The sequence below is a fragment of the Neorhizobium sp. AL 9.2.2 genome, assembly GCF_013317225.1.
Lineage (GTDB): Bacteria > Pseudomonadota > Alphaproteobacteria > Rhizobiales > Rhizobiaceae > Neorhizobium > Neorhizobium soli.
This window is the reverse complement of sequence record NZ_JAALXU010000003.1, coordinates 181,421-206,846: the sequence shown is the minus strand read 5'-3', so window position 1 is coordinate 206,846 and position 25,426 is coordinate 181,421. Positions and strand designations below refer to the sequence as shown.

The 25,426-nt window shown below is 60.3% G+C and carries 28 protein-coding genes and 1 other RNA gene; 13 read left to right on the top strand and 16 right to left on the bottom strand.

Annotated features, from left to right (window positions below):
- Positions 1 to 42 precede the first annotated feature (42 nt).
- Positions 43 to 1,053: an LLM class flavin-dependent oxidoreductase gene (locus tag G6K99_RS07535; RefSeq protein WP_174196158.1), complete on the top strand. Its 1,011-nt coding sequence runs from the start codon at positions 43 to 45 to the stop codon at positions 1,051 to 1,053.
- Between the two features lie 57 nt (positions 1,054 to 1,110).
- Here G6K99_RS07535 and G6K99_RS07530 read toward each other — a convergent pair whose 3' ends face one another.
- Positions 1,111 to 1,857: a YebC/PmpR family DNA-binding transcriptional regulator gene (locus G6K99_RS07530; protein WP_062460788.1), complete on the bottom strand. Its 747-nt coding sequence runs from the start codon at positions 1,855 to 1,857 to the stop codon at positions 1,111 to 1,113.
- A 141-nt stretch (positions 1,858 to 1,998) separates the two neighbouring features.
- Between G6K99_RS07530 and G6K99_RS07525 the strand changes: the two genes are divergently transcribed.
- Positions 1,999 to 2,511: a pyridoxamine 5'-phosphate oxidase family protein gene (locus G6K99_RS07525; protein ID WP_174196157.1), complete on the top strand. Its 513-nt coding sequence runs from the start codon at positions 1,999 to 2,001 to the stop codon at positions 2,509 to 2,511.
- A gap of 33 nt (positions 2,512 to 2,544) precedes the next feature.
- Here the strand turns inward: G6K99_RS07525 and G6K99_RS07520 are convergent, their stop codons facing one another.
- From G6K99_RS07520 to G6K99_RS07485, 8 genes are all read right to left on the bottom strand, one after another.
- Entirely contained in the window at positions 2,545 to 3,408 is an 864-nt protein-coding gene (locus tag G6K99_RS07520) for an MBL fold metallo-hydrolase (protein ID WP_174196156.1), read from the bottom strand.
- A gap of 142 nt (positions 3,409 to 3,550) precedes the next feature.
- A complete protein-coding gene (locus G6K99_RS07515; RefSeq protein ID WP_174196155.1) occupies positions 3,551 to 3,889 on the bottom strand; it encodes a hypothetical protein in 339 nt (112 codons plus the stop codon).
- Between the two features lies 1 nt (position 3,890).
- Positions 3,891 to 4,715 carry a TIGR00282 family metallophosphoesterase gene (locus tag G6K99_RS07510; RefSeq protein ID WP_062460799.1) on the bottom strand — a complete coding sequence of 275 codons (825 nt, stop codon included), beginning with the start codon at positions 4,713 to 4,715 and terminating at the stop codon, positions 3,891 to 3,893.
- Positions 4,716 to 4,726: 11 nt separating this feature from the next.
- Entirely contained in the window at positions 4,727 to 5,329 is a 603-nt protein-coding gene (locus tag G6K99_RS07505) for a 5-formyltetrahydrofolate cyclo-ligase (protein ID WP_244631406.1), read from the bottom strand.
- 13 nt (positions 5,330 to 5,342) lie between these two features.
- Positions 5,343 to 6,623, bottom strand: coding sequence for a hemolysin family protein (locus G6K99_RS07500; RefSeq protein ID WP_082476442.1), 1,281 nt, complete (start codon positions 6,621 to 6,623; stop codon positions 5,343 to 5,345).
- 255 nt (positions 6,624 to 6,878) lie between these two features.
- Positions 6,879 to 7,910, bottom strand: a complete 1,032-nt coding sequence (locus tag G6K99_RS07495) for a sensor histidine kinase (protein ID WP_174196154.1) — start codon at positions 7,908 to 7,910, stop codon at positions 6,879 to 6,881.
- 9 nt (positions 7,911 to 7,919) lie between these two features.
- Positions 7,920 to 8,363, bottom strand: a complete 444-nt coding sequence (locus G6K99_RS07490) for a response regulator (RefSeq protein ID WP_062460808.1) — start codon at positions 8,361 to 8,363, stop codon at positions 7,920 to 7,922.
- Complete coding sequence (locus G6K99_RS07485) at positions 8,360 to 9,859, bottom strand: ATP-binding protein (RefSeq protein ID WP_174196153.1); 1,500 nt, start codon at positions 9,857 to 9,859, stop codon at positions 8,360 to 8,362. The genes G6K99_RS07490 and G6K99_RS07485 overlap by 4 nt, the downstream gene beginning before the upstream one ends.
- A gap of 223 nt (positions 9,860 to 10,082) precedes the next feature.
- Between G6K99_RS07485 and G6K99_RS07480 the strand changes: the two genes are divergently transcribed.
- Positions 10,083 to 10,361 carry a BON domain-containing protein gene (locus tag G6K99_RS07480; RefSeq protein WP_062460811.1) on the top strand — a complete coding sequence of 93 codons (279 nt, stop codon included), beginning with the start codon at positions 10,083 to 10,085 and terminating at the stop codon, positions 10,359 to 10,361.
- Between the two features lie 98 nt (positions 10,362 to 10,459).
- Here G6K99_RS07480 and ssrS read toward each other — a convergent pair.
- From ssrS to G6K99_RS07465, 3 genes are all read right to left on the bottom strand, one after another.
- A non-coding RNA gene (gene ssrS, locus G6K99_RS07475) (6S RNA) lies at positions 10,460 to 10,618 on the bottom strand.
- Positions 10,619 to 10,716: 98 nt separating this feature from the next.
- Positions 10,717 to 11,088, bottom strand: coding sequence for a cell division protein ZapA (locus G6K99_RS07470; RefSeq protein WP_062460814.1), 372 nt, complete (start codon positions 11,086 to 11,088; stop codon positions 10,717 to 10,719).
- A gap of 10 nt (positions 11,089 to 11,098) precedes the next feature.
- Entirely contained in the window at positions 11,099 to 11,371 is a 273-nt protein-coding gene (locus G6K99_RS07465; RefSeq protein ID WP_062460818.1) for a DUF4164 domain-containing protein, read from the bottom strand.
- 319 nt (positions 11,372 to 11,690) lie between these two features.
- Between G6K99_RS07465 and tkt the strand changes: the two genes are divergently transcribed.
- Both tkt and gap read left to right on the top strand, forming a co-directional pair.
- A complete protein-coding gene (gene tkt, locus G6K99_RS07460) occupies positions 11,691 to 13,667 on the top strand; it encodes a transketolase (RefSeq protein WP_174196152.1) in 1,977 nt (658 codons plus the stop codon).
- A gap of 73 nt (positions 13,668 to 13,740) precedes the next feature.
- Positions 13,741 to 14,751 (top strand): type I glyceraldehyde-3-phosphate dehydrogenase, encoded by a 1,011-nt coding sequence (gene gap, locus G6K99_RS07455; RefSeq protein ID WP_062460824.1) that lies wholly within the window; start codon positions 13,741 to 13,743, stop codon positions 14,749 to 14,751.
- A gap of 129 nt (positions 14,752 to 14,880) precedes the next feature.
- Here gap and G6K99_RS07450 read toward each other — a convergent pair whose 3' ends face one another.
- Positions 14,881 to 15,114, bottom strand: a complete 234-nt coding sequence (locus tag G6K99_RS07450; RefSeq protein WP_174196151.1) for a hypothetical protein — start codon at positions 15,112 to 15,114, stop codon at positions 14,881 to 14,883.
- 191 nt (positions 15,115 to 15,305) lie between these two features.
- Between G6K99_RS07450 and G6K99_RS07445 the strand changes: the two genes are divergently transcribed.
- The 5 genes from G6K99_RS07445 (at position 15,306) to G6K99_RS07425 (ending at position 21,694) form a co-directional block, all read left to right on the top strand.
- Positions 15,306 to 15,866 (top strand): histidine phosphatase family protein, encoded by a 561-nt coding sequence (locus G6K99_RS07445; protein WP_174196150.1) that lies wholly within the window; start codon positions 15,306 to 15,308, stop codon positions 15,864 to 15,866.
- A gap of 365 nt (positions 15,867 to 16,231) precedes the next feature.
- A complete protein-coding gene (locus tag G6K99_RS07440) occupies positions 16,232 to 18,058 on the top strand; it encodes a potassium/proton antiporter (RefSeq protein WP_113109780.1) in 1,827 nt (608 codons plus the stop codon).
- Between the two features lie 118 nt (positions 18,059 to 18,176).
- Positions 18,177 to 19,376 (top strand): phosphoglycerate kinase, encoded by a 1,200-nt coding sequence (gene pgk / locus G6K99_RS07435; RefSeq protein WP_174196149.1) that lies wholly within the window; start codon positions 18,177 to 18,179, stop codon positions 19,374 to 19,376.
- A gap of 271 nt (positions 19,377 to 19,647) precedes the next feature.
- A complete protein-coding gene (locus G6K99_RS07430; protein WP_092659873.1) occupies positions 19,648 to 20,544 on the top strand; it encodes a fructose bisphosphate aldolase in 897 nt (298 codons plus the stop codon).
- A gap of 232 nt (positions 20,545 to 20,776) precedes the next feature.
- Positions 20,777 to 21,694 (top strand): PhzF family phenazine biosynthesis protein, encoded by a 918-nt coding sequence (locus G6K99_RS07425; RefSeq protein ID WP_174196148.1) that lies wholly within the window; start codon positions 20,777 to 20,779, stop codon positions 21,692 to 21,694.
- Here the strand turns inward: G6K99_RS07425 and G6K99_RS07420 are convergent, their stop codons facing one another.
- Positions 21,695 to 21,859, bottom strand: coding sequence for a hypothetical protein (locus G6K99_RS07420; RefSeq protein ID WP_174196147.1), 165 nt, complete (start codon positions 21,857 to 21,859; stop codon positions 21,695 to 21,697). It lies immediately after the preceding gene.
- A gap of 207 nt (positions 21,860 to 22,066) precedes the next feature.
- On the opposite strand from G6K99_RS07420, the gene G6K99_RS07415 reads away from it, so the two are divergent.
- From G6K99_RS07415 to G6K99_RS07405, 3 genes are all read left to right on the top strand, one after another.
- On the top strand, positions 22,067 to 23,344 hold the full coding sequence (locus G6K99_RS07415; protein WP_062582392.1) for an MFS transporter: 1,278 nt from the start codon (positions 22,067 to 22,069) through the stop codon (positions 23,342 to 23,344).
- Positions 23,345 to 23,362: 18 nt separating this feature from the next.
- Positions 23,363 to 23,554 (top strand): DUF1192 domain-containing protein, encoded by a 192-nt coding sequence (locus G6K99_RS07410; RefSeq protein ID WP_174196146.1) that lies wholly within the window; start codon positions 23,363 to 23,365, stop codon positions 23,552 to 23,554.
- Between the two features lie 441 nt (positions 23,555 to 23,995).
- Positions 23,996 to 24,508, top strand: coding sequence for a DUF1465 family protein (locus G6K99_RS07405; protein WP_062461855.1), 513 nt, complete (start codon positions 23,996 to 23,998; stop codon positions 24,506 to 24,508).
- 56 nt (positions 24,509 to 24,564) lie between these two features.
- On the opposite strand, the gene G6K99_RS07400 is transcribed toward G6K99_RS07405, so the two are convergent.
- Both G6K99_RS07400 and rpmE read right to left on the bottom strand, forming a co-directional pair.
- Positions 24,565 to 25,101 (bottom strand): AAA family ATPase, encoded by a 537-nt coding sequence (locus G6K99_RS07400; protein ID WP_174196145.1) that lies wholly within the window; start codon positions 25,099 to 25,101, stop codon positions 24,565 to 24,567.
- A 65-nt stretch (positions 25,102 to 25,166) separates the two neighbouring features.
- Complete coding sequence (gene rpmE / locus G6K99_RS07395) at positions 25,167 to 25,388, bottom strand: 50S ribosomal protein L31 (RefSeq protein WP_062460846.1); 222 nt, start codon at positions 25,386 to 25,388, stop codon at positions 25,167 to 25,169.
- Between the last annotated feature and the right edge of the window lie 38 nt (positions 25,389 to 25,426).

Genomic DNA, 25,426 nt, shown 5'->3' with positions numbered 1-25,426 from the left:
GATAGGGAGAACACGTTTTCCTATCCATTTCAGGATATGCCGATGATCCCGTTTTCCATTCTCGACCTTTCGCTGATCGGCGAAGGGTATTCCGTCAGCCAGGCTCTCGACCAGTCCCGCAGGCTTGCGATCAAGGCCGAACAGCATGGCTATAACCGCCTCTGGCTTGCCGAACACCATGGCATGCCGGGCATTGCCAGCGCGGCCACCGCGCTCGTCATCGCCCATGTCGGCGCCGCGACCAAGACCATCCGGGTTGGCTCCGGCGGCATCATGCTGCCAAACCATTCTCCTCTTGTGATCGCCGAACAGTTCGGCACGCTGGAAGCGCTGCTCCCCGGCCGTGTCGATCTCGGCCTCGGCCGAGCGCCCGGAACCGACATGCGCACGGCAAATGCGCTGAGACGCAATCTCGATGCCGGCGCAGAAAACTTCCCGCAGGATATCGTCGAGCTCAAGCATCTGCTTGGAACGCCCGTCCCGAACCAGGCAATCCTTGCCGTGCCGGGAATCGAGGCGAATGTGCCGATCTGGCTGCTCGGCTCCTCGACCTACAGTGCCCACGTGGCGGCCGCTTTGGGTCTCCCCTACGCGTTTGCCTCGCATTTTGCGCCAGATATGCTGCTCGACGCGATCGCCATCTACCGCGATCGCTTCCAGCCCTCGGCGGATCTCGACAAACCGTATGTGATGGCCGGTGTCATGGGTGTGGCAGCAGATACGGATGAGGAAGCAAACAGGCTCTTCACCTCGTCGCAGCAGCAGTTTGTCAACCTGCGCAAGAACGTCCGCGGCCTTTTCCCGAAACCGCTCGATACGATGGACGGTTTCTGGACGCCGATGGAGAAGATGAATGTGGAGCACACGTTGCGCTACGCAGCGGTCGGCTCGCCACGAACCATCGAACGCAAGCTCGGTGAGTTCCTGGCCGAAACCCAGGCCGACGAGCTCATCATCTCGATGCCGATCCACGATATCGACAAGCGTCTCCGCTCGGTGGAATTGTTTTCGCAGCTGTCGCTGATGGATAGCCAGCTGCAGCGAGCCGCGTAAACGAATACGGGCCGGTCTCAACGACCGGCCCGCTTCATTTCATGACTAGAGAGGCGATCAGGCCGACAACTTGGCCATGACCTCATCAGAGACTTCGAAGTTCGAATAGACGTTCTGCACGTCGTCGTCGTCTTCGAGATTGCCGATCAGCTTCATCAGCGACAGCGCACGTTCCTCGTCGACTTCGATCGTGTTCTGCGGCTTCCAGATCGACTTGACGGTCTCGGCACCGCCGAGCGTGGCGTCGAGTGCCTTGGAGACTTCACCGAGCGCCTCGAACCCGCAGATGATCGTGTGGCCTTCCTCGTCGGAAATCACATCGTCCGCACCGGCCTCGATCGCAGCTTCCATGACCGTATCCGCATCGCCGACTGACGCCTTGTAGGTGATCTCGCCGACATGGTCGAAGGAGAAGGACACCGAACCGGTTTCGCCAAGAGCGCCGCCGGCCTTGGTAAAGATCGAGCGAACGTTGGAGGCGGTACGATTGCGGTTATCGGTCAGCGCTTCGACGATCACGGCTGTGCCGCCGGGACCGTAGCCCTCGTAACGCACCGCGTCGTAGTTCTCGGCGTCGGCGCCCGAAGCCTTCTTGATGGCCCGGTCGATATTGTCCTTCGGCATCGACTGAGCCTTGGCGTTTTGAACGGCAAGGCGCAGCGCCGCGTTCATATCCGGGTCGGGTAGACCGGATTTTGCCGCAACGGTGATTTCGCGTGCAAGCTTGGAGAACATCTTGGAACGGATACCGTCCTGCTTGCCCTTGCGGTGCATGATGTTCTTGAACTGTGAATGGCCAGCCATGGCACCCCTGTCTGCATCATTATCTGGAATTGTGCCGCCTTATAGTTTCGAAGCGGAGGCCGTTCAAGAGCCTTTCGGATGAGGAACAAACCCCGCCCCGCCTCCGTTCTTCAACCGCACGACAAAGAAGGAGAATTATAGATGGCGAGCCTTACCGAAGCACGCGAAGCCCCCGAACGTCAGATGTGGGACGAAATCAACGGAATCCATGCGGGCATGCTCGGGATCGAAGGTGCGCACATGCATTTTCAGCCGATGGCGCCGAATGTCGATTCCGAGGCCAACACGATCTGGTTCTATACCAGGACCGATACGGATCTGGTGAAGGCGCTCGGCACAGCCTCCCGCGCCCACTTCAACGTGGTCGGCAAGGATCACGATTACCACGCCTGCCTGTCGGGCACCCTGGAAGTCCGCAAGGACGAGGCCAAGATCGATGAATACTGGAGCGCCGTGACGGCTGCCTGGTACGAACACGGCAAGTCCGATCCCCATCTCACCATGCTGGCCTTCCGTGTCGACGACGCCGAAATCTGGGCGTCGACCGACAGCACGCTCAAGTTCGGCTGGGAAATCGCCAAGGCGAACCTCAACGACGAGAAGATGCCGGAAGTCGGCGTCAACAAGCGCCTGACCTTCACGCGTCACGCCTGATCAAACGAAAGACAGGGGCTTAAACAGCCCCTGTCACAGCCCTCGCGGCACCATGATCGTCGGCTTCTTCGGCAGGCTGCGCATCGACACGGTGATCGTCTCGCTTGGCGCGTAGGCGATCTCGAACTTGCCGTCGAACATCGACAGGAACCGCTCGAGCGGCGGTCCGAAACGGTGCATCGGCAGGATCAGCGACGACCGCAGCCGTTGAACGACGCGGCTCATGCTGTCCGCCCCCATCGTCAAACCACCATCGACCGGCACCATCAGAATATCGAGCCGACCGATCTGCGTGTACTGCTGCTCGTTGAGTTCGAAATGCAGATGGCCGAGATGCCCGATGCAGAGCCCGGCGACCTCGAAGATGAAGATCGAGTTGCCGTCCGGCTCGATCCCGCCGCCCCAGTTGCGGATATCCGAGACGACATTGCGGATATAGACATCCCCGACCATTTCCCGATGCTCGGCCTTTTCACCCGGCACATCGCTCCATCCGCGCATCACGTGGGCGATCGCAGGATCCGGCATCATCGTATAGTGGGTGGCATGCGCCTTGTTCATCGTCACTACGTCAGGCATCCGTGACGGCTGGTGAACGCCGCTGTAATCGGTGGCGATGCCGATACCGTCGGGGCTCTGGATGAAATAGGTCGAGTGGCCGACGAAGGTAATCTTCACCTCTTCCCGCGCCGACAGGTTTACCGGTTTGATGACTGGCGCAAACGTGGGACCCGAGGGATTGAAGCTGGCATAGCGGACATGGGGGAAATTCTCGCCCGGCAGGTTCTGCGCAATCGCCTGGCATTGGCTGACCGGCAACCCGCCCTCCTGCGCCAGCGCCGATATGGCGGATAGAAGGAGAGCCGAAAAACCGAATGCCAGCGTTCGCAGCTTCATGCCACACCCCGAACCGCGTTGCGAAAAATCGAGCCGATGCGTTCATGCCATTCCGGGGCTCAGGATGCGGCAAGCATGGCGAAGCGTCCAGCGACGAAGCGCCGTGGTCGTCTCACAATCATGTCATTGAGTGGTTAGCGCCTCAACGCGTCCGGCAGACGAAGGGCAGAAACGAGCTCGCTGTCCCAAAGTTCATCGCGGCCATGGTGAGGCGATTGGCAAGATCGATATCACCCTTGGACGACGGGCACACATCCGCACCGTTGGAGCAGCCGGCTGCAATGAAAGCATTGTTCCCCTCAATGAAAGCACGGGTAACGTCGCCGTCAGCGGACATCGAAAGCAGGTCGTGCCAAGCCTTGGCGTAGAAACTGCACTTCTTCTGAGCCCACGTTCCGGCTGAAGGCTGGACGCTTTGCTGTGCCGATGCTCCGAAAACCGGAAGCATCAGAACCGCAAACAGAAGCAGCGCCCGAACCATTCTACCGCCAGAAGCTCGGAATGGTCTCCGCGAGCCGCGGCCCGATCCGGAGCGGCTCGATCTTCTCGGCCAGTCCCGTCGTGTCGGAAATCTCGATGCCGAGACCGCAGATCGTCGCGGGACCGTTTGCCGCCTCGAAACGGCCCTTCGGCATTTTCGAGATGAACCGGTTGAGCGGCTCTTCCTTGTCCATGCCTAGCGACGAATCGTAGTCGCCGCACATGCCGGCATCCGACATGTAGCCGGTGCCGCCGTTCAGGATCTGGCAATCGGCGGTCGGCACATGCGTGTGCGTGCCGACGACGAGCGAGGCGCGGCCATCGACGAAATGGCCGAAACACTGCTTTTCGCTGGTGGCTTCCGCATGGAAGTCGAAGATGATGGCATCCGCCTGTTCCTTCAGCGGGGCCGCGGCAAGGATCGCCTCGGCGGACTTGAAGGGATCGTCGAGTTCCGGATGCATGAACACCCGGCCCATGATGTTGGCGACGAGGATGCGCGCGCCGTTGCGGCCGTAGAAGATGCCGGATCCCTTGCCGGGCGTGCCGGCAGGATAGTTGGCAGGCCGCAGGAACTGGTCGTGGCGACCGGCAAAGCCGACGGCTTCCTTCTGGTCCCAGACATGGTTGCCTGTCGTGACGACGTCGGCACCGGCATTGATCGTCTCGAGAAAGATCTCCTCGGTAATGCCGAAGCCACCAGCGGCATTCTCGCCGTTGACGATGACGAAGTCGAGTTTCAGATCGGACACCAGCCCCGGCAACTTGTCCCAAACCGCCGTACGGCCGGTTTTGCCGACCATGTCACCCAGAAACAAAAGACGCATGCTTGTCCAATCTACGCGGGCATATCCGCGAAAGGCCGATAGCCGCTTTCGGTCAAGACGGCATCGAGCTTCATATCATGAGGTTCTTCAGGCACTGATGCCACTTCCTGGCAGTCGAATGCAATGCCGATCAACCGCGGGTTCAAGCCTTTTTCGCGCAAACGGTGAATGGCCCGGTCATAATATCCGCCGCCATAGCCGATCCGGTGGCCGCGGGCGTCGAAGGCGGCCAGTGGCACGAGCATGATCTCGGGCTCGAGTTCTTCCGCCTCGGGCCCGGGACCCGAGGTCCCGAACGTACCGGGCACAAGCACCGTCTCAGGCGTCAGTTCGCGAAACACGATCGTTTCCTTGTCGAGGACGACCGGCACGCAGATGCGCCCGCCGCGATCCCGCAGCAATGCCATCAGAGGATGGAGATCCACCTCGGATCGGATCGGCAGAAAGCCCGACACGATCGCTCCGGCATGCAACTCGATTGCCCCGGCGCCATGAACGGCAAGCGCCTGGCTCTTTCCGACCCTATCCGAAACAGACAGAGCGTCTCTCGCGGCGAGGCTCTGGCGCCGCAGTTCCGTCTTGCGCATGCGATTGTCGGAAAAAGCCTCGCTCATCGGTCCCGTGCCGTCAGTCTGGTGCGCGGCTGAGCAGCAGCTTGTCGATACGACGTCCGTCGAGATCGATCACCTCGAAGGTCCAGCCTCGTGTTGTGAACTTCTCGCCCAGTTCCGGCAGATGCTTCAGCTCGTCGAGAACGAAGCCTGCAACGGTCTCGTAACCCGGGTCATCCTCGATCGGCACGCCCATCTGCGCGGAGAACTCGTCAACCGCCATCCAGCCGGCAACGAGGTAGGATCCGTCGTCGCGCGCAACGATGGCGGGTTCTTCAACCTCGTCCTCCTGGAACACGCCGGTGATGGCTTCGAGCACGTCGCCCGAGGTGATGATACCTTCGAAATGGCCGTATTCGTCATAGACGAGAACCATATGTGCCGGTGACTTGCGCAAAGCCTGAATGACGTCGAGCGCGCCGGTCAGGTCGGAAACGACAGGCGCTTCACGCATCAGCGAGGCGGGATCGCCGCCCCTGCCGCCGGCCATGAATTCATAGGCGTCCTTGACGAAGAGCACGCCCTGGATCTCGTCGGACGAGCCCTTGCGTACAGGCAGACGCGAGCGTGTCGTCGCCCGCAGCTGCGCACGAAGCTCTTCCGGCTCATCTTCGGTATCGAGCACCTCCACATCGCGGCGTGGGGTCATGAGGCCGCGCGCGGTACGGTCGGCCAGTCGCATGACGCCGGAGATCATCGCCGATTCCTCGGTCTCGATCACGCCCGCGCTATGCGCCTCGGCAAGCACGGTGCGGATTTCCTCGTCCGTGACTTTCTCGTTCGATTCCCCGCTCTGGCCGAGAAGGGCCAGAAGAAACCGACCCGAGATGTCGAGAAACCACACGACCGGGGCACCGATTGTCGCGACCATCTTCATCGCCGGCGCCACTTTGGCGGCCACGAGCTCAGGCGCCCGCAATGCGATCTGCTTCGGCACGAGTTCGCCGACAATCAGCGACATATAGGTGATGACCACGACGACACCGCCGACGCCGAGCCAGTCGGCGAAGTTTTGCGGCATGCCCTGCTCGGACAGCCAGTTGGTCAGACGGGTGCCGAGCGTTGCACCGGAAAACGCGCCGGAGAGAACGCCGACAAGGGTGATGCCGATCTGAACGGAGGAGAGGAAGCGGCCCGGATCTTCAGCCAGCTTGATGGCGGCAGCTGCGCCACGATTTCCCTGCTCTGCCATGACCCGGAGGCGCACGGGACGCGATGACACGACGGCAAGTTCCGACATTGCGAGGACACCATTGAGAATGGTGAGTGCAACGACGATGAATATTTCGGTTAACAAAAGGGGCTCTTAATCTGGAACAATATCCTGCCTGCAAAACTGACGCCACGGCCCACTTCAACGAGAACCGTTATCGAACGCACCCTATGGGCGCGTCGGCGCTGCTTCGCGCACAGTTCGGAAAACCGCCCGCAATCCTTGGGGGTTCTCGGAGCTATGCACCTTCGCTCGCGGTGGAAATCATAGGGTCAGCATGCGTCCAATGCAATGGCCGTCACTGTGGAACTTGCCAGCGTCCGGTCGGAAAGGGAGAAATCACGCCGTCAGGTCGATCAGCAGTTCGGCGCGGGTGCCGCTTTCGCGCGGCACATATTGGATGGAAGCACCAAGCGTTGCCGCCATCGACTTGACGATCCGACTGCCAAGACCCGTGCCCTTCGGCATGTCGCCTTCCTTCCAGCCGACGCCGTCGTCCTCCACCGCAAGCAGCGCCTTGTCATCATCCTGCCGCTTGAGAAGCACGCGAACCTCGCCCTCAGCGCCCGGCGGATAGGCATATTTCAGCGCATTGGTGAGAAGTTCGGTCACGATCATCCCGACGGAGACGGCCCGGTCGGACTTCAGCGCGAGTTCGTCGGCCTGCAAAAGGATCGTCGCGCTCTGGTGATCGTTGACCGTACCCTGCACTTCCTTGACCAGAGTGCCGAGATACTTGTCCATCTCCACCTGGCGCACGTCGTCGGACGTATAAAGGCTGCGGTGCATGCCGGCGATCGCGGAGATGCGCGCCTGCGTCTCCGACAGGGCCGCCTTGACGTCGTCGTTCTTGCTGCTCGACACCTGAAGGCGGATCAGCGCGGCAACCAGCGCCAGGCTGTTGGCGACGCGGTGGTTGACTTCCGTCAACAGCACCTCGGCGCGTTCCTTGCCAAGCCGGATCTCCTGATCGGCGCGCTCCTTGGCGCGGCGAAGCTCGGCGGTCGCAATCCCCTGGCCGATCGCGCTCTGCATCAGCGGCCAGAACTCGTCGCCCACCGTCTTGATGACATAGTCGGACGCGCCGTTCTTCAGCGCGTCGATCGCGATCGTCGCATCGCTTGAACCGGTGACGTAGATGACCGGGAGCCCCGCCCCCATCTCGTTCAGCCTGTGAAGGATTTCGAGGCCGGTACCGGTGCTGAGATAGTGGTCGAGAACCACTGCGTGTACGCCACCCTTCTCAACGGTCTCCATTGCCGCGGACAGATCCACGGCATGGACGACCTGATAGCCGAAGCGACCCAGATTGCGCACGGCAAGCCGCGCAAGGGCAAGGTCGTCATCGACGTAGAGAATGGTGTGCTGCATCACGTCTCGTCATTGTCCGGGAATCTGCATCACGGCAAAGAACAGACCGAGCTGTCTGATGGCGTGCGCGAAACTCTCATAATCCACTGGCTTCGTTATATAAACGTTGGCACCGAGATCGTAGCACCGCTGGATCTCTCGCTCGTCGTCGGTCGTGGTCAGGATGACCACAGGCAGTCGCTTCGAGTGAGGGTTGGACTTCACCTTCTCAAGTATGTCAATACCCGACATATCGGGGAGGTTGAGGTCGAGAAGGATCAGCAAATACCGATCCGCATTGGCCGCTCCCAGGCGGTCAGCGCCGAGAATATAATCGAGCGCTGCGTTTCCGTTCGTGAACGGTACGATCTCGTTGTTGACGCCTGCTCGACGGACATTCTTTTCGATGAGGCGCGCATGCCCCTCGTCGTCCTCGACCATAACGATGGTAACTTCTTTGCCGGCAGCATTCATGACCCATGACTCCTGACATATTGGGACAGATCGGTGGGCAGACGGATGATGAATGTCGCACCGCCGCCCAAGGTTGACGTGATCGTAATCTCGCCACCTAAATTTCTGACTAATGATCGCACATGCGCAAGGCCGATGCCCTCGCCGGGCTGGTTCTGCACCCCGGAACGGCGGAACAGCTCGAACACCCGTTCGTGGTCTTCCGGCGCGATGCCGCGCCCGTTATCGGCAACCTCGATCCGGACGAAGCTTCGCCCGAGCGGCGTTGACGTGATCGACAGCGCCAGCGGCCGGTCAGGATGTTGGTATTTGACCGCATTGTCGAACAGGTTACCGAAAACCTGCTCCAGCGAGAACCGGTCGGTGACGAGGGTCTTTGCGGCCGACGTGGAAATCGCCACTTCGCCGCCGCCCTCGTTGACCTGATGGTAGACACTCGCGGCAGTTGCCTCCAGCAGTTCGCTCAGGTCGATCCTCTCCGGCTTCAGCTCACGCCGACCGTCGCGGGAGATCTTCAGGATGGCGTTGATCAGGCCATCCATCTTCTTGGTCGACGAACGGATAAAACCGATTGCCTCTGGAAGATCTTCCTCGACTGCAAGCCGGGCGTCCCTCACCTGAAGTTCGCTCGGCTTGACGTCATCGGCAAGCACGTAGGCGGAGATCGATTTGAGCGAACTATCCAGCTCGCTGGTAAAGCCCATGATGTTGACAAGCGGCGCCCTCAGATCGTGCGAGACGATATAGGCATAGCGCTGGATCTCGCGGTTTGCCTGGATGAGGTCTTCGGTACGCTCGTTGACCCGCTCCTCCAATCCGGCATTCAAGGTTTCCACCTCGGCACGGGCCTTCTGAAGCTGGCGGACATGCTGGAAGACGATGGCAATCGCTCCGCCGAGAACGAGAATGATCAGAATACCGCCGCCGACGGTAAACCACTGCAGCTTTTCGGAACTTCCGCGAATCTCGCCAATGCCGGAAATCAGGTGTCCATCCAGTTCGCCGATCACGCCGCCAAGCAGGGCGCGCAATTTCTGCATGGCCTCAAGGCCCGACTGGTTGCGAACGATGGCGACTGCCTGCTCGACCTGACCCGAACTTGCGAGCGACAGCGTCGCCTGCATCTCATTGGTCTTTAGCGCGATCAGGCTGCGGATCTCGTCCAGCGGAACGCTGACGATGTCCTGATTGGCCGCCGTCCGCTCCACCTTCTGCAGCTGGAGCGGCAGCGCACCGATGGATGTCCGGTAGGGCTCGAGGAACAGCGGATCCTGCACCAGCAGGTAGCCGCGCTGTCCGGTCTCGGCGGTTTGCACAAGCAAAAGCAGATCGGCAGTGGTCGCCCGCAATGCTCTCAGCTTCGTGACGTCATCGAAATAGGTCCTGGTCATCTGCGCCAGGAAGAAAGAAGACATCACGATGCCGAGCAGGATGGCCGCGCCGATGACGAGCATCAGGAGCGACGAGCGGGCGAACGTGGCTTTTGCGTTGGGCATGAAGAAGTCCGCCGATTGAAAACACGCAGACTTACTCGGAAACGGCGCGGCCATTGTCAAGCGTCAGACAGGGGCGCCTGATGCCACATCAGGGGAAAACCGGACTGGCAATCTGACGAACTCGTGTACCGGAAAAAGAAATTAGAAAAAGCGCGGACACATTCGGAACATAAACGTAAGACAACAGTTCATTCATCAGACGTTCATGTTGGGAGTTTCGACAATGTTCTTGAGCAGCCTTCAGCCTACCGCTTCATTCGCCTTTGCCCATGACCACGGCATGATGATGGAAAAGACCGCTATCGAAACGGAACTGAGTTACCTCCCCAACTTCGACAGCAGCAACCTCACTGTCGACGTGACCGGCGACTTCATTGTTCTTGAAGGCGTTGTCAGCTCCAGTGGCGACCATGCCCGCGTTATGCGGATCGCTCGCGAAATCGTCGGCTATGAGCGCGTTCTCTCCCGCGTCCTGGTCTGCTCGATCGAAAAGCGTTCGTAAGCATCCCATCGACTAGACGTGCAAAACCCCGCCTTGAGCGGGGTTTTTCGTTTTTTTGGCTCGACCATGATAAATGATCGAGCCCGTAAATCTGGAAGGTGCGTTCCGCGGCGACCGATGGATTTTTACGATCCTGGGTGCCTACAAACGTAGGTGGGCGCCATATGTCCAAGCCCACGGGCCTGGCCAGGGACAGCTCCCTTTGGATCGAGTATGGCCCCAGGGATTGTGGTTCCTGTCGAGAAGCGCAGAACGCATTTTCAATATAAGGCTGAAGTCGATGGCGCGCCAGTGGCATCGCGAGGCATTTTTTTTGCAGGCTTTCAACGACGCTGAACACCGACGTGAGACGATCTTAGTTCGCCGGCACACGGCCGTTGAGCTTGGCGGTCAGGCCTTCCAGCCTGGATGAAAGCTCGCTCAGGGCGGAGACGACAAGCTCGTCGCTGCGGCTCTGGTTTTCAGCGGCACCGGCGCGGTTGGATTTCAGCGACTGCACCTCGCCTTCGAGCGCACCGACCTTGCGGGTCAGCTCGGAAAGCTCATCCATGATCATGATCCCGGCCATGACCGTGATGCGAAGATCACCGATCTCGCCGAACTGGCCCTTCAGATGTCCGACATAGCGGTCGAATTGGTCGGCGAGGTCCGTCAGGTGCTGTTCCTGGCCTTCTTCGCAAGCCATCCGATAGGCTTTGCCGTCGATCGTTACCGTTACCTGGGCCATCTCTTTTTCCTTACCGGTCCAGAACCGCGCGGATCGTCTCCATCGCCGTCACCAGACGGCGGGAAACCTCGCGGTTGACCTCTTCGAGACGATTGGCCCGAAACTGCGACTGATCCAGCTCCTGCGCCAGGCGCGATCGATCGGCATGCACGCGCTTGACCTCGCCTTCCATCTCGCCCTGGTCTCTTTGCTGCTCGATGCGCACATCGACGGCATTCTCCAGCCCGCTTATCGCAGCCCGAAGTTCCGAAAGCGCCAGATCCACCGTCTTTTCTGCCGGCATGCGTATATCCCGTGAGGTCGCGATCGGCGCCGAATCGTACGGCAGCGCCTCGCCAACAAGCGCCGTAGACTATTCACCGCTTGAAAGCCGGTCAATAAAACACGCAGACGATACCGCATCGAACTGTGGATCGTCGCTGATCAAGGGCACTCGGCGGCCCTGCCGAAATAGCAGGCAGACTGTGCTAAACCCGATCATTATGTGCCACCGGTGGCCCGCCTTTTGTTGACTTGCGCGCCCCACCTGATATGGATCGGACGCTTCCTGACGAGGCCCGATCATAGGGCCTGACCGACACTCGGACGATAGTGGATTAGCCATGATTTCTCGCGAACAACACGACCGGATGGCCAATGCGATCCGTTTCCTTGCCATGGATGCCGTCGAAAAGGCGAATTCCGGACACCCGGGCATGCCCATGGGCATGGCTGACGTCGCAACGGTCCTGTTTACCAAATACCTGAAATTCGACCCGACCAAGCCGCATTGGCCCGACCGCGACCGCTTTGTGCTGTCGGCCGGCCACGGCTCGATGCTGCTGTACTCGGTACTGTATCTGACCGGCTACCCTGACATGTCGGTGGACGACCTGAAAGGCTTCCGCCAGCTCGGCTCCAAGACTGCCGGACACCCGGAATACGGCCATGCGACCGGCATCGAGACCACCACTGGTCCTCTCGGCCAGGGCATCGGCAACGCCGTCGGCATGGCAATCGCCGAACGCAAGCTGCGCGAAGAATTCGGCGCCGACCTGCAGGATCACTACACATATGTGATCAACGGCGACGGCTGCCTGATGGAAGGCATCTCCCACGAGTCGATCGCACTCGCCGGCCACCTGAAGCTGAACAAGCTGATCCTGTTCTGGGACAACAACTCGATCACCATCGACGGTGCCGTGTCGCTGTCGGACTCGACGGACCAGATCGCCCGCTTCAAGGCCGTGCACTGGAACACGATCGAGATCGACGGTCACGATCAGGCCGCCATCGCAGACGCGATCGAGCAGGCCCACAAGTCCGACCGCCCGACCTTCATCGCCTGCAAGACCACGATCGGCTTCGGTTCGCCGAACAAGGCCGGCAGCCACAAGGTTCACGGTTCGCCGCTCGGCGCCGAGGAAATTGCTGCAACCCGCAAGGCACTGAACTGGGAATACGAACCCTTCGTCATCCCGAACGACGTTCTGTCCGACTGGCGCGAAGCCGGCGTCCGCTCTTTGGAAGCCGTCAAGGCCTGGGAAGGCCGCCTTGCAGCGTCTGCCCACAAGGCCGAATTCGACCGCCGCTTTGCCGGTGACCTGCCTGCAGGTTTCGACGCCGCCATCAACGACTTCAAGAAGAAGCTCGCTGAAACCAAGCCGACCGTTGCGACCCGCAAGGCCTCCGAGGACGTTCTGGAAGTCATCAACGGTTTCGTGCCGGAAACGCTCGGCGGCTCCGCCGACCTGACGCCGTCGAACAACACCAAGACCAGCCAGATGGTCTCGATCACGCCGACGGACTTCTCCGGCCGCTACATGCACTGGGGCATCCGCGAACATGGTATGGCATCCGCCATGAACGGCGTTACCCTGCATGGCGGTCTGATCCCCTACGGCGGCGGCTTCATGATCTTCTCGGACTACTGCCGTCCGCCGATCCGTCTCGCCTCCCTGATGGGCATTCGCGTCATCCACGTCCTGACGCATGACTCGATCGGCGTTGGCGAAGATGGCCCGACCCACCAGCCGGTCGAACAGGTGGCAAGCCTTCGCGCCATCCCGAACCTGATGGTGTTCCGTCCGGCCGATGCGACCGAGACAGCCGAATGCTGGCAGATCGCGCTTGAAACCAAGGACCGTCCGTCGGCTCTTGCGCTGACGCGTCAGAACCTTGCACCGGCCCGCACCGAGTATTCGGAAAAGAACCTCTGCACGCTCGGCGCCTACACGCTGTCGGGCAATGCGGATGCCAAGGTCACCATCTTCGCTTCCGGTTCGGAAGTCGAACTGGCGATTGCGGCGGCAAAGACGCTCGAGGAAAAGGGCGTCAGCACACGCGTCGTTTCCGTGCCCTGCACCGAACTGTTCTTCGAACAGCCGGACGACTATCGCCGCGAGATCCTCGGCAACTCGCCGGTCAAGATTGCGGTTGAAGCAGCCGTCCGCGAAGGCTGGGATGCCTTTATCGGTCCGGAAGGTTCGTTCGTCGGCATGAAGGGCTTTGGTGCTTCGGGTCCTGCCAAGGACGTCTTCAAGCACTTCGGCATCACGGCTGACGCCATCGTCGCTGCGGCCGAAGCAAAGCTCGACTGATCATTCAAACGACGGGGCGACGGTAAAACGCCCGCCCCGTCCAGCTGCCAAACTATTTTCTCGGGAGAACTCTATGACTGTAAAGGTTGCCATCAACGGCTTTGGCCGTATCGGCCGCAACGTCCTGCGCGCGATCGTCGAATCCGGCCGCACGGACATCGAAGTGGTCGCGATCAATGATCTCGGCCCGGTCGAGACCAATGCCCACCTTCTCCGCTACGACTCGATCCACGGCAAGTTCCCGGCGGACGTCAAGGTCGAAGGCGACACCATCATCGTTGCCGGCGGCAAGCCGATCAAGGTGACCGCAGTGCGTGACCCGGCCCAGCTGCCGCACGCCGAAATGGGCGTCGATATCGCGCTCGAATGCACCGGCATCTTCACCGCCCGTGACAAGGCCGCCGCCCACCTGACGGCTGGCGCCAAGCGCGTCATCATCTCGGCGCCCGGCGACAATGCCGACCTCACGGTCGTGTTCGGCGTCAACGACGACCAGCTGACCAAGGACCACCTGGTCATCTCCAACGCATCCTGCACCACGAACTGCCTGGTTCCGGTCGTGAAGGTGCTGAACGACGCCGTCGGCATCGACCACGGCTTCATGACGACGATCCATTCCTATACCGGCGACCAGCCGACCCTCGATACGATGCACAAGGACCTCTACCGCGCCCGTGCAGCGGCTCTGTCGATGATCCCGACCTCGACCGGTGCAGCCAAGGCCGTTGGCCTCGTTCTGCCGGAACTGAAGGGCAAGCTCGACGGCACGTCGATCCGCGTTCCGACCCCGAACGTGTCGGTTGTCGACTTCAACTTCGTTGCGAAGCGCGCCACGACGGTTGCCGAAATCAACGATGCCATCAAGTCTGCCGCCGACGGCAAGCTGAAGGGCATCCTCGGCTACACAGACGAGCCGCTGGTTTCGCGCGACTTCAACCACGACAGCCACTCCTCGATCTTCGCCTTCGACCAGACGAAGGTTCTCGAAGGCACGTTCGTGCGCATCCTGACCTGGTACGACAACGAGTGGGGCTTCTCCAACCGCATGTCGGACACCGCAGTTGCCATGGGCAAGCTGATCTAATCTCTGAAACGCCAATGCCGGTTCTCAAGGACCGGTCCTGACGCTCAGGCTTTTAACCCCCTCCCCTTAAAAGGAGGGGGTTTTACGTTATGAGACATGCTCGGGAGAGGTCGCCCGCGCAAAAATCCTTCAGGACGCCGTGAATTTCACCGTCACGCCGCGCTGGCGAAAATAGGCCTGCATCAACTTGCGGCCCTGGCGATTGTTCTGCACGATCCGCGCCGGGTCGAACTCAGCTTCCTTCTGGCCAGCCTGGTTAAGCGCTGCCTTGAGGGTGGCGATATGCGTGTCGAGATCGGCATTGTTGGCCTGAAGCGATTCATAAATTCGGTTTGTCGCTTCGGCTACGGTCGGTTCGCTCATGTCATGCTCCAGTCATTGTTTCGCCGGCGCTTAGCACACTTTCTGGCACGACCCAATTGCGATCATGACTGCCGGCGTCGGTACATACCCCATCCGAGGGATGTTATTTTCCGTGAGGGTGTAAACCACGCGGTATCATTGCACGTATTGGCTTTGGACAGACAAACGCCAGCACCACCGGGAGATACGCCATGTTTCTGCGACGCCAGTTGCTGATCGCCTCCGCTCTTGCCCTGACCAGCAATGCAAGGGCGCAATCCGATCCTTGGGCAGAGCTTCGCACTGGCGCGGCTCTGGTGCTGCTTCGTCACGCGATTGCACCCGGAACCGGCGATCCAGCGAATTTTGCGATCGGGGACTGCAGCACGCAGCGCAATCTCTCCGCACAGGGCATCGCTCAGGCGGGCCGTATCGGCACGCTCTTCCGGGAGAACGGCGTGGCGCAGGCGCGGGTCTTTTCCAGCCAGTGGTGCCGCTGCCTCGATACCGCTAAAGGTCTTGGTCTTGGACCGGTCGAGCCGCAGCCGCTGCTCAACTCGTTTTTCGGCAGTCCCGAAGATGGCAGGCCGCAGACGCAGGCCCTGCGCGCCTGGATGACGGGCTTGCCGCCCGGCCGGCCGGTTGTGCTGGTCACCCACCAGGTCAACATAACCGGGCTTACCAACATCGTTCCTGCCAGCGGCGAACTCCTGTTCGTCACGGCACGTGCGGCCGATCCACTGACGGTGATCGGCAGGGTCGCCGCTGAGTAATAGCAGCGAAGGGAAATGCTTTTCGCTCCTTAGACCTGCGCTGCGAGCAGCTCTTCGGCGTGTCCGCGACCAAACCAACCTTCACGACGTGCTGACCGACAATGACGCCATCGTGGCCGAGGTCGCTGCCGGACCGGCCTGCGCCAACCATTCACTTCGCACCGGCGTGATTTTTCTTAGCCCCGGCCCTTCTCTTGCCGGATTTGTTCCCGTCTATTTGAATATGCACATCGAATCGCCCGGCCACTGACCGGGATCTGCTCCATGGCTATCTTGCCGCATCGCGGCAGCGGCACAGGATTCGGCAATCGCCGGGCCTGATGGATGGATTTCCGTAAACGGCGGCGAGAGGAAGGACGGGGACTTTGGAGGCTTTCTACATCATCCTGCTGGTCGGCACGGTTCTGGTGTTGGCTGCGGCCTTTTCCAGCCTGCTTGCCTTCCGGTTCGGCGCTCCCCTGCTTCTCGTCTTCCTGTCGATCGGCCTGCTCGCCGGTGTCGATGGTCTTGGCATCCGCTTCGAGAACTACTCCTTCACCTTCATGCTGGGGTCGTTGGCGCTCGCCATCATCCTGTTCGACAGCGGCTTCGGCACCTCGCTCCACTCCTTCCGAATAGCCGCGGTTCCGGCGCTGACGCTCGCGTCCGTCGGCGTGCTGTTGACCGCCGGCGTCTTCGGTGTCGCGGCGAAGTATTTCCTTGGATTCAGCTGGCTCGAAGGCTTCCTGCTCGGGTCGATCGTCGCCTCGACTGACGCTGCTGCGGTGTTCTTCCTGCTGCGCATCGGCGGCATCAACATCCGCGACAAGGTACGCTCCACGCTCGAAGTGGAATCCGGCACCAACGATCCGATGGCGATCTTCCTGACGATCGCGCTGTCCGAACTTCTCGCCACCGGCCAGGGCTTCGGCGGCCTCGATCTGCATTTCGTCGTCATGTTCCTCGAGGAAATGGGGCTCGGCGTGATCTTCGGCCTGCTCGGCGGCTTGATGATCGTCTGGGTGCTGAACCGCTTCACCTCCGATCGGGGTCTGGCGCCGATCCTCGTCCTGACGCTTGCGCTGCTCGTGTTCGCCTTTACTGGTGCGATGGGCGGCAGCGGCTTCCTTGCGGTCTATGTGGCCGGCATCTACTCGGGCAATCGCAAGATGTTCGCCAAGCATCAGATCACGCGCTTCAACGAAGGGCTGACATGGCTGGCGCAGATCATCATGTTCCTGGTGCTCGGCCTGCTCGCGACACCATCCCAGTTCCCGATCCTGCTCGTGCCGGCGATCGGTCTGGCGCTGTTCCTGATTTTCGTCGCCCGCCCGATTGCCGTGTGGATCAGCCTGATGGCCTATGACTTCACGCAGCAGGAAATCGGTTTTCTCTCCTGGGTCGGCCTGCGCGGTGCGGTTTCCATCCTGCTCGCCATCACGCCGATCCTGTCCGGCGCCGAAAACGGGTCCGTCTTTTTCAACGTCACCTTCATCATCGTGCTCGTCTCGCTTCTTCTCCAGGGTTGGACGATCAAGCCGGTGGCGCGGTATCTCGGGTTGATCATTCCGCCGCGGATCGGCGCCGTCGACAAGCTGGAACTCGATCTTCCCGGCAAGGCGACGCATGAGCTGATCTCCTACCGCGTCCTCAAAGACAGCCCGATCCTGTCCGGCGAACGCATTCCCCGCTGGGCCATGCCCTCGCTGGTGATCCGCGACGGCCGCAGCCTGCGCTACCAGTATGCCGGACGCCTGCGGGAGAACGATCAGGTCTATCTGTTCGTGACGCCGAACTACACGAAACTGCTCGATCGGCTGTTTGCGAGCCGCGTGCCTGTCGATGATGACGATGCCGAGTTCTTCGGCGCCTTCGCCATCTCGCCGACACGGCCCGCAACCGAATTGGACCTCGCCTATGGTCCGGGCCTGCTCTCGGCAACCGAGCAGGCAATGACGATCGGCGAACTGATGCATTCCCGGCTGGGCGGCAAGACGGAATATGCCGACCGCATGCGCTTCGGCTCGATCGTGCTGATCGTCCGGGAAACCGACGAGCTCGACCATGTCACCAAGATCGGCGTCTCGCTGGAACCGGTGGAGCCTGCCACCAAGCTGCCGATCTTCATCAACATGCGCGAAATCGCCCACCGGATAAGGGACCAGATCCGCAAGTATCGCGGCAAGCCGGTGCCCGGCCGCCCCTCCGCCTGAACCCTGGCCGCCATCCGGCAACCGGCGCAAAGGCTATTTCGTTGAGCCGACAGCCTTGCGCCGTCGGACAAGAATAGTATGGTCCCGCCACCCTTTATCAAGCAACGGGATCAGTACCATGCCGGCCTTCAAGACCCTCGACGACCTCACCGATATCGCAGGTAAGCGCATTCTCGTCCGCGTCGACCTCAACGTTCCCGTGAGCGACGGCAAGGTGACGGACGCGACCCGTATCGAGCGCGTTGCTCCGACGATCACGGAACTGTCGAAGAAAGGCGCCAAGGTCATCCTGCTCGCCCATTTCGGCCGCCCCAAGGGCGAACCGGTCGCCGACATGTCGCTGTCCCAGATCGTCATGGCCGTCAATCAGGTGCTCGGTCAGAAGATCCTCTTCGCATCCGACTGCATCGGCCCTGAAGCCGAGGATGCTGTCGCCTCGATGAAGAACGGCGATGTCCTGCTTCTCGAAAACACCCGCTTCCACACGGGCGAGGAAAAGAACGACAGCGGCTTTACCGAGGAACTGGCAAAGAACGGCGATATCTATGTCAACGACGCCTTCTCGGCCGCCCACCGCGCTCATGCCTCCACGGAAGGTCTTGCCCACCGCCTGCCCGCCTATGCCGGCCGCACGATGCAGGCTGAGCTCGAAGCGCTGGAAAAGGGTCTTGGCGAGCCTGCCCGCCCGGTCGTTGCCATCGTCGGCGGCGCCAAAGTGTCGAGCAAGATCGATCTGCTGCAGAACCTGGTGAAGAAGGTGGACGCGCTGGTGATCGGCGGCGGCATGGCCAACACGTTCATTGCCGCACAAGGCATCGATGTCGGCAAGTCGCTTTGCGAGCATGACCTTGCAGACACTGCCCGCGCCATCATGGCGGAAGCCGAAGCGTCCGGCTGCACCATCGTGCTGCCGACAGACGGCGTCGTGGCACGCGAGTTCAAGGCGAATGCCGCAAACGAAACCGTCGCGATCGATGCCATCCCGTCTGACGCGATGATGCTCGACGTCGGCCCGAAATCCGTCGAAGCCGTCAACGAATGGATCGGCAAGGCCTCGACGCTGGTCTGGAACGGCCCGCTCGGCGCCTTCGAGATCACCCCGTTCGACACAGCGACCGTCTCCGCTGCAAAATTCGCAGCCGCTGAGACGAAGGCCGGCAGGCTGGTTTCAGTCGCCGGTGGCGGCGATACGGTGGCAGCACTCAACCATGCAGGCGTGGCCGACGATTTCTCCTACGTCTCGACCGCAGGCGGCGCCTTTCTGGAATGGATGGAAGGCAAGGAACTGCCCGGCGTTTCGGTTCTGACAAAGGCCTGATCGGCCAGCGTTCGGAGAATGCCTCTTGGTGGGTCAGAGGCGCGGGACATAGGCTTCCGCGCCCGATCGGCAAGGCGGATTTAAAGAAATTCAATATTTTAAACGATTGAAACGATTTCAATCGTTTCAATGGCTTAGAGCATCATTTCCCTTTAAAAGAACTTCTGTTATCGGCGGAAGAGAACTTCGGATATGCTCTTCAATATCGGGCTCTCCGAAGATTGAATGGGCACACGCGCGCAACGCGCCATTGTGAGGGATAGGAGCGATTATGGTAGACGCGAAGATGTTGGACAAAGTCAGGTCGGCGCCCGGTTTCATTGCGGCGCTTGATCAGAGCGGTGGTTCGACACCCAAAGCGCTGCTGCTCTACGGCATTGCCGAAACCGAATACCAGGGCGACGAAGAGATGTTTCGCCTGATGCACGCCATGCGCGCCCGCATCATGAAGGCACCGGCCTTTACAGGCGACAAGGTTGTCGGCGCCATCCTGTTCGAGCGCACCATGGATGGCGATGTCGATGGCGAACCTGTTCCCTCCTACCTCTGGGAAAAGCGCGGCGTCGTCCCTTTCCTGAAGATCGACAAGGGCCTTGCTGCCGAAGAAAACGGCGTGCAGCTGATGAAGCCGATGCCCGATCTTGACGCTCTCCTGATCCGCGGCCGCGAAAAGGGAATTTTCGGCACAAAGATGCGCTCGGTGATTGCCTCTGCCGACAAGGCCGGCATCGCTGACGTCGTGCAGCAGCAGTTCGAAGTCGCGCGCCAGATCATCGCACAGGGCCTCGTTCCGATCATCGAACCGGAGATCCTCATTAACAGCCCGACCAAGGCTGAAGCTGAGACCATCCTGCGCGACGAGATCGCCCAGCAGCTCGACACGCTCGGTCCGGGCGAAGACGTGATGCTGAAGGTAACGATCCCAACGGTCGCCGATTTCTATGCGGATCTCGCCGCTCACAAGTCGGTCGTTCGCCTCGTTGCCCTGTCCGGCGGCTACAGCCGCGTCGATGCCTGCGAAAAGCTGAGCCACAACCGCGACATGATCGCGAGCTTCTCGCGCGCGCTCACCGAAAACCTGCGCGTCTCGATGAGCGATGCAGATTTCGACGCGAGCCTGGCTGAAACCATCGACGGGATCTATTCCGCGAGCGTCAACAAGGCCTGATGCTCTAACCCTGATGCTGCGGCATCGGGAACACGAACCTGGAAAAGGCCGCCTCAGCTTTAATAGCTCTGGCCCTTTTCATGGGAGGAAGAGGCCGCACCGGGGGGTGCGGCCTTTCTCGTTTCCAGACCCTGCCCAGACAATCAGGATTGATGTCTTCCATCAAAACCATTGTCTGGTGATGGGAGATCGCAGGCTCTAGAAGTTGGGTTCTTAACTGGGGAGCCTGTCCATGCCTGTTGCCGATTTCGTCACCGTCGATGTCTTTACCGACCAGCGCTTCTTCGGCAATCCGCTTGCGGTCATCACAGACGCCCGCGGCCTTTCGGGCGACGAGATGCAGGCGATCGCAACGGAGTTCGGCTATTCCGAAACCACGTTCGTGCTTCCACCGGACAATCCAGCCAACACGGCGCGCGTGCGTATCTTCACGCCGACGACAGAGGTTCCCTTTGCCGGCCATCCGAATGTCGGAACTGCCTTCGTCCTTGGCAATCTGCCCGACCTGTTCGGCAACGCTTTAGGCAAAATGCTCCGCTTCGAGGAAATCGCCGGACTGGTCGAGATCGACCTGATCCGGGAGGGCGGTGTGGTTGTCGGCGCAACCATCCGGGCACCGCGGCCACTTGAACTGGGCGCCGAGATCGAACCTGAACGTATCGCCGACTGCGCATCCATCGGCGTCGGGCATGTCGTCATGCACAATCACGCACCCGTCTTCGCATCGGTCGGCCTGCCATTCGCAATTGCTGAGTTGGACGGCCTGCAGGCGCTCGCCGCGGCCAGGCCGGATCTCACGTCATTCCATCGCGCAGCCGAGATCAGCCCGGGCGATCAGATGGAGTTTTCGCTGTTTCTCTATGTCCGTGATGCCAAGGATCCCCTGCATATCCGTGCCCGCATGTTCGCACCGCTCGACAATGTGCCGGAAGACCCGGCAACGGGTAGCGCGTCTGCAGCGCTCGGCGCGTTCCTCGCGACGCTTGCCCCTGAAACCGAAGCCGATATCCGCATGACCGTCGAACAGGGTGTGGAGATGGGCCGCCGCAGCGTGATCGAGCTCGCCATGGTCAAAAGACAGGGTCGCGTCACCGATGTGCGGATCAGCGGAAGCTGCGTGAAGGTGATGAGCGGCCGGATCGAGCTGTAATCAGCCGACGAACTCGCGCAGCAGCAGTGCTAAGGACCAGAGCGCGAAGGCGACCAGCGCCAGCTTCCAGAAATCCATCCGGCGCCTGAGGCCCGGGAGGTTCAATGGCTTGATGATCTGCACGACCATGGCCAGCATCAACAGGACGGAGATTGTTTTTGTCATCTGTCTTTCGTCACTGTTTCAAAGGCTCGCCACAGGCTGGACATTTTTGCTCTCCACCACAGTTAGACCGGGAGGAGAATCGGGGTCTGTTGCGTCATGATCTCTGATCTGCCTTACCTTCGTTAACGTCCTGTGCCGGTCTGCGCAACATCGCTCCGGCACGGCAGGGCGGATCACCGACCACGAAGAGAGCTGACAGTATAGACGATGAGCCGTAATCTCCTTCCCGTTCTCGCCCTCCTCACTGGTACGCTCTTTCTGTTCCTCGGCAATGGCCTGCAGGGTCTTTTGTTGCCGGTGCGCGGTTCGATCGAAGGCTACTCGAACGAGGTTCTCGGCCTGCTCGGCACAACCTGGGCCTCAGGTTTCGTCATCGGTTGCTTCGTGGCACCGAATGTCGTGCGCCGCATCGGGCACGTTCGCGCCTTCTCCGGCTTTCTGGCCCTGATCTGCCTCAACGTGCTTATGACCGGCCTGCTGGTCGATGACGTCGCGTGGCTCATCCTGCGGGCAATCACCGGCTTTTGCACTGCCGGTACGTCGATGATCATCGAAAGCTGGCTCAACGAACGTGCCACACCGGAAAACCGGGGCACGATCTTTTCCTTCTATATCTCCATCACCCTGTTCGGCGTTGTCGGTGGCCAGTTGATGGTGCCGTTTGCCGATGTGACGCTGCCGACGCTGTTCATGGTCTGCGGCATCCTCTACTCGATCGCCGCCCTGCCGACGACGCTGTCCAAGGCTGCGTCACCACAACCGCTGAAACGCGCGCGGCTGGATCTCAAGGGACTGTTTCGAAACTCGCCAATCTCCTGCGTAGGCATTCTCTTGGTCGGCATCGCCAACGGCGCCTATGGCACGCTTGGCGCCGTGTTCGCTACCAAGGTCGGCCTCGACAAGGGATCGGTCGCCGCAATGGTATCGATCACCATCTTTGCCGGCGCGATCATGCAGTTTCCGGCGGGTCGTTTGTCGGACAGGCTGGACCGCCGTCATGTCCTTGCAGTCCTCTCCGGCGTCAGTGCTCTGGCAGGCCTTGCCGTTGTGCTGGTTGCGCCGACCAACGTCTACACGATCGTTATCCTCGTCGCGACCTATGGCGCCGCCGCAAACGCGCTCTACCCGATCGCCGTTGCCCATGCCAACGACTTCGCCCAGCCCGAGGACTTCGTAAAGGTCTCCGGCGGCCTGTTGCTTCTTTACGGCATCGGGACGATCATCGGCCCGACGCTTGGAGGTCCTGTCATGACCTGGGCCGGCCCGCACGCCCTGTTCGGCGTCACGGCTGTCGCCCATCTGATGATCACCGTCTATGCGATCGTCCGAAGCCGGCAGCGCGCACCCGTCCCTGCCGGCGAACGCGACGCCTACACGACGGTGACAGGAACCAACGGACCGCTCGCGACACCCGAGGGCCTGTCGCTCGATCCGCGTGCAAGACCCAAGGATGCGGCCGCGTCTGAACAGCAGACGACGCCATAACGGCCAAGGAGGCTTGAAATGTCATTTCTCGACGACGACCGCCCGAAGAAACCCGCAGCTCACGAGATCGGCGCCGACCTATCGCTGCTCTCTGCGGACGAACTGCAGATGCGCATCACCATCCTGCAGGAAGAGATCGCGAGACTGGAAGCAGAGAAGGCGAGGAAGGCTGAGGGTCGCAAGGCCGCTGACAGCTTTTTCCGGACCTGATGTGCCGCACTAAGAATAAACCGCAAAACCACGACCAATCTTAAGCAAACATTAATCATTAACAGAGAATATAGCGATGTTCGGTTCTGCCGGACTCAGACAGTTTCACCGCTCGGCGAATGGTCTGATTTCTCCCTGTTTTACCTTGAGAGCCGCTTTTGCGGCTCTTTTTTTTGGCTGTCAGTCCGTACAAGCTCACGCAGCCATCAAAAACCCGTGCCAAAGGCCATTTTCAGGGGACTTGCGCTTTCGCAAGATCTGTTTCATTTCAAGAAGATCGAGGGCGTTTACCGGTTCCTGTGGGTATTAACCTTTCATTAAGAAACGCCTTGCGGATTTCCAGTATAAGGATCATGTTCACTTCATTCAGCGGGCCAGATGGAACTTTTTGAGCCACTTCGCCATTGCCTGAGTAAGAAAGCATTAGCAGGAATGAATTCGATGTCCGAGCAGGGATTGAACACAGTGAGTTTTGCGGGCCGCGCCGCAAGCTCTGCCCAGTTCAAGTCACTATACTCCGAAGGCATGGCTCTTGTTGAAGAGACAGCAAGCTATCTGGACGGTCAGGGTCGTGCTGCATCCAAGGTTCTGCCGCGCATGGCCTCAGTTTTGTATGCAGCTGAATCCATGCGTCTGACAACTCGCCTGATGCAGATGGCGTCGTGGCTTCTGCTCCAGCGTGCCGTCAACAACGGCGAGATGAGCCGCGATCAGGTTCTTTCGGAAAAGAGCAAGGTGCGTCTCGACGGCTTCAATGTCGATCGCAATGCTCCGGGCTGGCTCGATCTGCCGGAAAGCTTCCGTGATCTTGTCGAACGCTCGCTTCGTTTGCAGAACCGCGTCGCTCTTCTGGACCGCGAAATCTATCGCGCCCCGGAAGCCGTTGTCATCTCCGACAACGAAAACAGCGTCCGCGCCCAGCAGAACCTGCTTCACACCGCATTTGGTGGCTGAGATCTGAACGTCGACGGTCCAAAGGCAGGCATTGGCCTGCCTTTTTGCGTTTGGGACTATAGAGATAGCGACGCCAGATAGGCGTTGACACTGTCACGACAGTCAAGCCGATGTTTCGGGCCCTCGAAGGCGCTGAACATCCGGTCATGCGCCTCGAATGAATTCCAGTTGTTGTGTCGGAAGCGATAGCCCGCCACCCAATGGAGTAGCTCTTCGAAGGACGCAACGCTTCCCCCGCCCTGAAGACCGCGATGGCGAATGTTTTCGAGGCAGACGTCGTCGGGCAAGTCGAGAAAGATCAGTGTCGTTGCCCGCGTGATCGCGAGACTGGCAAGCCTGCCATACACGCCTTCGATCAACCAAAAATCTCGTGCGGCGATGCTGCGCACGTCCTCGTCCACGACCTGCCTGTCGCGGCCGATGCCGTACCGTCCGGGCTCCCAACGGACATCGTCCAGGTGGACGGGAGCATGGCCGAGCACCTTTCCCAATCTGGTCGCAAGCCACGTCTTGCCCGATCCGCCATTGCCGAAGATCAGCACGCGACGAAGCGGATGGGGTAGCTTCGACAAAAGATCGACATTCTCCTCCATGCCTCCTAGAAAAACAAAAAAGCCCGGCTTTCGCCAGGCTTCTTTTGTCAAAATGCAAAAAGCAATTAGAGGCCGAGACCGCCGAAACGCTTGTTGAACTTGGAAACGCGGCCACCGCGGTCCAGCATCTGCTGGTTGCCGCCGGTCCAGGCCGGGTGCGATGTCGGATCGATTTCGAGGTTCATGGTGGCGCCTTCGGTGCCCCAGGTCGAGAACGTCTCGTATTCGGTACCGTCGGTCATGACGACCTTGATCTTGTGGTAGTCGGGATGGATGCCAGCCTTCATGTCGATATTCCTGCTCTGCGAGGTCCATTCGTCGCATT

Bases quoted from the DNA above. Each gene is read 5' to 3' on its own strand.
- G6K99_RS07465 (WP_062460818.1), bottom strand. From the start codon at position 11,371: ATGCCGGCAGAAAAGACGGTGGATCTGGCGCTTTCGGAACTTCGGGCT.
- G6K99_RS07520 (WP_174196156.1), bottom strand. From the start codon at position 3,408: ATGAAGCTGCGAACGCTGGCATTCGGTTTTTCGGCTCTCCTTCTATCC.
- G6K99_RS07415 (WP_062582392.1), top strand. From the start codon at position 22,067: ATGAGCCGTAATCTCCTTCCCGTTCTCGCCCTCCTCACTGGTACGCTC.
- G6K99_RS07480 (WP_062460811.1), top strand. From the start codon at position 10,083: ATGTTCTTGAGCAGCCTTCAGCCTACCGCTTCATTCGCCTTTGCCCAT.
- G6K99_RS07515 (WP_174196155.1), bottom strand. From the start codon at position 3,889: ATGGTTCGGGCGCTGCTTCTGTTTGCGGTTCTGATGCTTCCGGTTTTC.
- G6K99_RS07450 (WP_174196151.1), bottom strand. From the start codon at position 15,114: ATGAGCGAACCGACCGTAGCCGAAGCGACAAACCGAATTTATGAATCG.
- G6K99_RS07425 (WP_174196148.1), top strand. From the start codon at position 20,777: ATGCCTGTTGCCGATTTCGTCACCGTCGATGTCTTTACCGACCAGCGC.
- G6K99_RS07495 (WP_174196154.1), bottom strand. From the start codon at position 7,910: ATGCAGCACACCATTCTCTACGTCGATGACGACCTTGCCCTTGCGCGG.
- G6K99_RS07405 (WP_062461855.1), top strand. From the start codon at position 23,996: ATGTCCGAGCAGGGATTGAACACAGTGAGTTTTGCGGGCCGCGCCGCA.
- G6K99_RS07485 (WP_174196153.1), bottom strand. From the start codon at position 9,859: ATGCCCAACGCAAAAGCCACGTTCGCCCGCTCGTCGCTCCTGATGCTC.
- G6K99_RS07535 (WP_174196158.1), top strand. From the start codon at position 43: ATGATCCCGTTTTCCATTCTCGACCTTTCGCTGATCGGCGAAGGGTAT.
- gap (WP_062460824.1), top strand. From the start codon at position 13,741: ATGACTGTAAAGGTTGCCATCAACGGCTTTGGCCGTATCGGCCGCAAC.
- G6K99_RS07505 (WP_244631406.1), bottom strand. From the start codon at position 5,329: ATGAGCGAGGCTTTTTCCGACAATCGCATGCGCAAGACGGAACTGCGG.
- tkt (WP_174196152.1), top strand. From the start codon at position 11,691: ATGATTTCTCGCGAACAACACGACCGGATGGCCAATGCGATCCGTTTC.
- G6K99_RS07445 (WP_174196150.1), top strand. From the start codon at position 15,306: ATGTTTCTGCGACGCCAGTTGCTGATCGCCTCCGCTCTTGCCCTGACC.
- rpmE (WP_062460846.1), bottom strand. From the start codon at position 25,388: ATGAAGGCTGGCATCCATCCCGACTACCACAAGATCAAGGTCGTCATG.
- G6K99_RS07410 (WP_174196146.1), top strand. From the start codon at position 23,363: ATGTCATTTCTCGACGACGACCGCCCGAAGAAACCCGCAGCTCACGAG.
- pgk (WP_174196149.1), top strand. From the start codon at position 18,177: ATGCCGGCCTTCAAGACCCTCGACGACCTCACCGATATCGCAGGTAAG.
- G6K99_RS07530 (WP_062460788.1), bottom strand. From the start codon at position 1,857: ATGGCTGGCCATTCACAGTTCAAGAACATCATGCACCGCAAGGGCAAG.
- G6K99_RS07430 (WP_092659873.1), top strand. From the start codon at position 19,648: ATGGTAGACGCGAAGATGTTGGACAAAGTCAGGTCGGCGCCCGGTTTC.
- G6K99_RS07400 (WP_174196145.1), bottom strand. From the start codon at position 25,101: ATGGAGGAGAATGTCGATCTTTTGTCGAAGCTACCCCATCCGCTTCGT.
- G6K99_RS07420 (WP_174196147.1), bottom strand. From the start codon at position 21,859: ATGACAAAAACAATCTCCGTCCTGTTGATGCTGGCCATGGTCGTGCAG.
- G6K99_RS07510 (WP_062460799.1), bottom strand. From the start codon at position 4,715: ATGCGTCTTTTGTTTCTGGGTGACATGGTCGGCAAAACCGGCCGTACG.
- G6K99_RS07525 (WP_174196157.1), top strand. From the start codon at position 1,999: ATGGCGAGCCTTACCGAAGCACGCGAAGCCCCCGAACGTCAGATGTGG.
- G6K99_RS07470 (WP_062460814.1), bottom strand. From the start codon at position 11,088: ATGGCCCAGGTAACGGTAACGATCGACGGCAAAGCCTATCGGATGGCT.
- G6K99_RS07490 (WP_062460808.1), bottom strand. From the start codon at position 8,363: ATGAATGCTGCCGGCAAAGAAGTTACCATCGTTATGGTCGAGGACGAC.